We start from the raw sequence: 5,022 nt of genomic DNA, 5'->3' as shown, positions 1-5,022 counted from the left end.
CCGGGGGGGGGCGCAGGCCGGCCTCCCCGGCGCAGGGGGGTTGGGGGGGGGGGGGGGGCCGGGCGGGGGGGGGGGGGGGCCGCGGCCCCCCCCCCCCCCCGGGGGTGGTCGAACGGCTGCTGCTGGTCGAGGCGATGGCCGAGCTGGCTCTGCCCCGGCCGGACATGCTGGCGCCCGCATCGGCCTGGCTCACCTCCCTCGCCGACGACACCGCGCTCGATCCGACCACCCGGCTGGCGGCCCTGATCCAGCACGCCCGGTGCACAGCGGACTTCCACGCCCAGGAGACGACCCGCACCGCGATCGCCCTGCTGCGTGAACAGACGGCCCCGACCGGCGACTGGTGGCTCACCCCCACCCCGGCGACACCGGCACCCACGATCGAGCCGGGCAGCGCACCGGTCGAGGTCATCGCCGCGTTCGAGGACCTCGACCGGCACGCAACGGTCCACTCACCGGTCACCGGGCTGCTGCGCACTTTCCACGAGGTCCTGGGCGCGCGGGTGTCCGAGCGCACGATGCTGCTGGCGGAACAGCTGCGCAGCGCCGACCCCGGTACCCGGCTGGACGCCCTGCGGATGGGCTCGGAGATCATCAGGTCCCGGAGCGGTGGCCACAGCCCGCTCGTCGCGCTGATCGGCGCCCAACTCGCGGACCCGTACCTTGAGGTCGTCGCCGAGGCCGCCTCCGCCCTCGGCGCCTGCCATCCGGTCCCCGAGCCGGCCCGCCCGGTGCTGGTCGCCTTCGTCGCCGCCCAGCACGCGCAGTACGGACCACAGGCGTGGGCCTCCCCGCAGCGCCATCTGCGCCGGGCCCATCAGGAGGCCGTCCTCGCGTTGGCACGTCTCGGTGACGAGCGGGCGCTGCCGAGTCTGCTGGCGGCGCTGGACGGCGGGGTCGACGCCTGGCGGGCGGTCCAGGCTGCGAAGTGGCTTCCGGGTGCGGCAGGGCAGTTGGTGCCCAGTCTGGTCGAGCGGCTGCTCGGCTTCGACCTGGACCAGCAGTGGATCGAAACGGAGGTGAACTCGACGCTGCAGGCGCTGGGGCACCTCGGGGGCACGGCGGCGCTCGGGGCGGTCGAGGAGGTACTCGATCGGGCAGTGCGGGCGGAGAAGTGGGGGATCGTCTGCTCGGCACTGGCGGCGTTGCGGCAGTTCGGCCCGGCGGCGGCACCCGCACTGCCGGTGATCCGTGAGCTGGCCGCACTCGGCGCGGCCGTGAACTCCAATGTGGCGCCCGCTGCGGTCGCCGCGCTCCGGGCAATTGAGGGCGACGCGCAGGAGGGTACTGCCACGCCCTAGGCCTGGCCTGCTCCTGCTCCTGGTCCTGGCAGTCTCGGGCCGTCAGGCGGCCGTCGGGGCGAAGTCGACGAAGGCCTGCCAGGCGGCGGGGGAGAAGGTGAGCTGGGGGCCGTCCTTGTCCTTGGAGTCACGGACGTGGACGGCGGCGGTCGTCTCGGCGACCTCGACGCATTCAGCACCCTCGTTGGTGCTGTAGCTGCTCTTGCGCCACGCGATCTCGACGCAGGCAGCGCCTTCGTTGCTGCTGTGGCTGCTCTTGAACCAGACGAGTTCCATGCCTTCTGACGGTACGCCAACAGCCCACCGCTGCCTAGCGGTGGGCTGTTGGGGGACTGCTCAGACCTCGGCGGTCGCGGCGAAGCCGACGAACGCCTTCCACGCGGCGGGCTCGAACGCCAGCTGCGGGCCGCTCTTGTCCTTCGAGTCACGCACGTGGACGACGCCGGGGGTCCCCGCCACCTCGACGCAGTTGGCGCCCTCGTTGCCGCTATAGCTGCTCTTGAACCACGCCAGCTCGGCCATGCTCACCGCTCTCCCAGGATCATCTCGATCAAGGCCAAGGACTCCCTCATATTGAGCGCCTGCCCCCTGAGGGTGCCGTACCGTGCGGCCATCTTACGGACTTCCTCCGGGTCCGTGATCAACCTGTTGACGTGCTGGACCTCCACGTACGCGATCTGTGCGCGTCCGGGCGGGGTCAGCAGCGTGAACGGGCCGCCCATGCCGGCGTTTTCCGTACTCCCGATGGGCATGACCTGCATCTCCAGGCCTCGGATCTCCGAGACCTTGAGGATGTGTCGAAGCTGTTCCTGGTGAACATCCCATCCACCGAGCGGCCGGCGTAGGACGCTTTCGTCGATCACCCAGCTCATGAGCGGAAGCGGCCACCGAGTGAGGATCTCCTGGCGCGCCAGTCGGGCTGCCACCCACTGGTCGATCTGTTCGACGGAGAGCCAGGGCCTGCGCATTTCGTACAACGCCCGAGCGTGCGCCTCGGTTTGGAGCAAGCCAGGGATGTCGAGTGTGCTGTAGTCGTGGATCTCCAAAGCCTTCGCCTCCTCGAACGTGAAGGCCTTGGAGAATGCCGGGTGCCGCGTGGTGATCCGGATCTTCGCCTTCATCACGTCGTCGGCGACGATCCTCAACGCGCCACCCGCGTTGAGGATTTCTTCCGCCTTCGTCAGGATCTCGATTCTCGGCGTCCGCTTGCCGCGCTCGACCGCTCCCAGCTGGTCCTCGCTGTACCCGAGTTTTTCGGCCAGCTCGCGCTGGGTCAGCCCGGCCCGCTCCCGGAAGAGCCTGATCAACTTGCCCACCGCCGCATAGAACTCCGCGACCCCGTCGGAGTTCTCCGCCGTCTCGCCGTCATCGAAGACCGTGCGCTCGACGCCACCCACGACAATCACCCACCCTTTCGACCGATTGATCTGGGCCGGCCGACAGGCCAACCCTCCGCATCCGCACAGGCACTCTCAGTGCTCGCCGAATCCGTGGTCAGCGTACGTCCGGGGCGCCACGATTTTTTCCATGACGACCGACATCCCGCTCGACAGCCCCCGCCGTCACACCGTCACCCTCGCCGCCACCCCCAAGGGCGCCGCCATCTGTCGGCGCATCACCAGGCGTCAACTCACCACCTGGGGGCTGAACTTGTCCCACACCGAGCCGTACTACTCGGCTCTCCTGATCGTCGCGGAGCTCGCCGCCAACGCGACTACCCATGGCCGCGTTCCGGGGCGCGGCTTCGAGCTTCACCTCTGCCTCACCACCACCGTGCGCCGGGGCACAACCTTGCGCATCGAGATCTCGGACTGCCGGGGCGACCGCTTCCCGGCTCTGCCCGCCGTCCTCGCCCCCAACTCCCAGTCCGGGCGCGGCCTGACTCTCATCGACGCCCTCGCCGACCGCTGGGGCAGCATCCCCCGCCGCCCCAACGCGAAGACCGTCTGGGCCGAGCTCGACCTCCCCATCGCCCTCGATGCGTCCTGACGTGACCCCGGGCACCGCGACCGCCTACACCCTCCTCCCGTTCGCCCTCCTCCTCGCGCTCCTCGCCTGGGTCTACCCCCTGACCGCCCATCACCATCCCCGCCCGGGCCCCAGGCCCACCGCAACCCCAACCCCTGTTCGCTGACTACGGCATGGGAAGTCGGCCCCACCGACTTCCCGCGCCGAACCCGTCCCGGACTCACCTCCCCGGCAGCCGCCCCTGGCGCGAATACACCGGCGGAGTGCCGTCCGTGAGGACGGGCTCCTCGTAGCACTCGACGCGCAGGTCGCCGCGCAGGTCTTCGAGTTCGTAGAGCGCCTCCTCCAGGAGGCCGTCGGCCCAGGCCTCGATCGACATCGTCGTCAGCGCGTGGTTCGAGACCTGGGAGAGCGGTCCGCGATCCATCGGCTCCCACTCCGGCGTGGTGTCCGAACGGAACATCAGTCGCCACCAGTACGGCTGCCAGTACGGCTTCTTCCGCTGCAACGAGACCAGCTCCCGGTGTCCTTGGGGCGAGGCGGTCGTGCCCCGACATCCGTGAAATGACGGCTTCCGGCGCCGAACGGTTGCTCAGGAATCCGCCCGCGCCAGATACATGAACACTGGACGGTATATGCCTATGAACGGTATATGTATCCGCATGACATTACGCTCCATGCAGGAGCCCACATTGCTTCTGCTCACCGCACTGGCCGACGCGCCTCGGCACGGCTACGCCCTGATCCAAGAGGTTGCCGCGCTCTCGGACGGCCGGGTCAAAATGCGCACCAGCACGCTCTACAGCGCGTTGGACCGCCTGCTCCAGCAGGGGCTGATCGAGGTCGAGCGCGACGAGGTGATCGACGGCCGCGCCCGCCGGACGTACGCACTCGCCGACGCAGGACGGGACACCCTCGCCGCCGAGGCCGACCGGCTGCGCGCGGTAGTGGCCGAGGCCGACCGGCGCCTGCGCACCACCCGTTCGACGGCCAGGGGGGCCCTCGCGTGAACACCGCCGCCACCGCCACCAGCAGCACCACCGGCACCGCCTTGCGAGGACTGCGACTGGCCCTGCGGGCCTACCCCGCCGCCTACCGGGCCGAGCGCGGCGAGGAGATCACCGCGGTCCACGCCGACTCCACCGCCGGCGCCGGCCGACTGGCCGTCATCCGCGAGACCGTCGGCGTCGCCGCGTACGGCCTGCGGGTGCGCACCGGCATCACCGCGAGCAGCACCGCCGGACGCCTGCTCGCCACCACCGCCCCGCTGGCCGCCGCCATGGCGCTCGGTCAGCAGCTGACCGCCCTCGTGTTCCTCCCGGAGAAGTGGCGGCAGGCCACGGCCAACCACTCCTACGCGTTGCAGCACCCCGGAACCGCTTTCGTCGACTGGCACTCCCCGCTGATCGCCCAGACCGTCACCTGATTTCTCCCAGGAGGCTCCGGCCTTCAGGCCGGGGAGGAATGGGTCCTCGGCCCGGAGCCGTGAAGCGGCGGAGTTCTCTGCACATCTGTTCTGACCTGCGTTTTCTTCTGTTGTCGGTGGGGGCTGTTAGGTTGCGGCTCATGATGACGACAGCGATGGCCGGTGAGGCCGGGTACGCCCGGTACGCCTACCGGCTCCGCGTGTCGGCCACCGCCCTGGCACTGCTCGAAGTGGAGTGGGGGAAGTGCCGCTGGGTGTGGAACGAATCCGTGGCGATGTCCCGCAAGGTCCACAAGCACAACAAGGCGACCGCCGCGGAGAAGACCA

Annotated in this window: 8 protein-coding genes and 1 pseudogene; 5 read left to right on the top strand and 4 right to left on the bottom strand. The window is 70.0% G+C overall.

The window, feature by feature from the left end; all coding sequences use genetic code 11:
* The first annotated feature begins 104 nt into the window (after positions 1–104).
* A complete protein-coding gene (locus ACFV6I_RS33570) occupies positions 105–1,301 on the top strand; it encodes a hypothetical protein (RefSeq protein WP_380429467.1) in 1,197 nt (398 codons plus the stop codon).
* Positions 1,302–1,343: 42 nt separating this feature from the next.
* On the opposite strand, the gene ACFV6I_RS33565 is transcribed toward ACFV6I_RS33570, so the two are convergent.
* Genes ACFV6I_RS33565 through ACFV6I_RS33555 form a run of 3 tightly spaced genes read right to left on the bottom strand, consistent with a single transcriptional unit; the run spans position 1,344 to position 2,698 of the window.
* Positions 1,344–1,577 (bottom strand): DUF397 domain-containing protein, encoded by a 234-nt coding sequence (locus ACFV6I_RS33565; protein WP_380429464.1) that lies wholly within the window; start codon positions 1,575–1,577, stop codon positions 1,344–1,346.
* Between the two features lie 60 nt (positions 1,578–1,637).
* A complete protein-coding gene (locus ACFV6I_RS33560) occupies positions 1,638–1,823 on the bottom strand; it encodes a DUF397 domain-containing protein (protein ID WP_380429461.1) in 186 nt (61 codons plus the stop codon).
* Positions 1,824–1,825: 2 nt separating this feature from the next.
* The gene (locus ACFV6I_RS33555; protein ID WP_380429458.1) at positions 1,826–2,698 is read right to left on the bottom strand and encodes a Scr1 family TA system antitoxin-like transcriptional regulator; all 873 of its coding nucleotides are present in this window, start codon (positions 2,696–2,698) and stop codon (positions 1,826–1,828) included.
* Between the two features lie 130 nt (positions 2,699–2,828).
* Here ACFV6I_RS33555 and ACFV6I_RS33550 point away from each other — a divergent pair, with 130 nt between their 5' ends.
* Positions 2,829–3,290, top strand: coding sequence for an ATP-binding protein (locus tag ACFV6I_RS33550; protein ID WP_380429456.1), 462 nt, complete (start codon positions 2,829–2,831; stop codon positions 3,288–3,290).
* Between the two features lie 199 nt (positions 3,291–3,489).
* On the opposite strand, the gene ACFV6I_RS33545 is transcribed toward ACFV6I_RS33550, so the two are convergent.
* Positions 3,490–3,777, bottom strand: coding sequence for a hypothetical protein (locus ACFV6I_RS33545; protein ID WP_380345094.1), 288 nt, complete (start codon positions 3,775–3,777; stop codon positions 3,490–3,492).
* 169 nt (positions 3,778–3,946) lie between these two features.
* Here ACFV6I_RS33545 and ACFV6I_RS33540 point away from each other — a divergent pair, with 169 nt between their 5' ends.
* The 3 genes and pseudogenes from ACFV6I_RS33540 to ACFV6I_RS33530 all read left to right on the top strand — a co-directional run.
* A complete protein-coding gene (locus tag ACFV6I_RS33540; RefSeq protein WP_380429453.1) occupies positions 3,947–4,279 on the top strand; it encodes a PadR family transcriptional regulator in 333 nt (110 codons plus the stop codon).
* Positions 4,276–4,695 carry a hypothetical protein gene (locus tag ACFV6I_RS33535; RefSeq protein ID WP_380429450.1) on the top strand — a complete coding sequence of 140 codons (420 nt, stop codon included), beginning with the start codon at positions 4,276–4,278 and terminating at the stop codon, positions 4,693–4,695. Before ACFV6I_RS33540 ends, ACFV6I_RS33535 begins: the two co-directional genes overlap by 4 nt.
* A 140-nt stretch (positions 4,696–4,835) precedes the next feature.
* Positions 4,836–5,022: pseudogene (locus ACFV6I_RS33530) on the top strand (RNA-guided endonuclease TnpB family protein); the annotation flags it as partial.

The organism is Kitasatospora sp. NPDC059803 (genome assembly GCF_042732255.1).
GTDB lineage: Bacteria > Actinomycetota > Actinomycetes > Streptomycetales > Streptomycetaceae > Kitasatospora.
The sequence above is the reverse complement of the archived record's forward strand: the minus strand, read 5'-3'. Positions and strand labels throughout refer to the sequence as shown.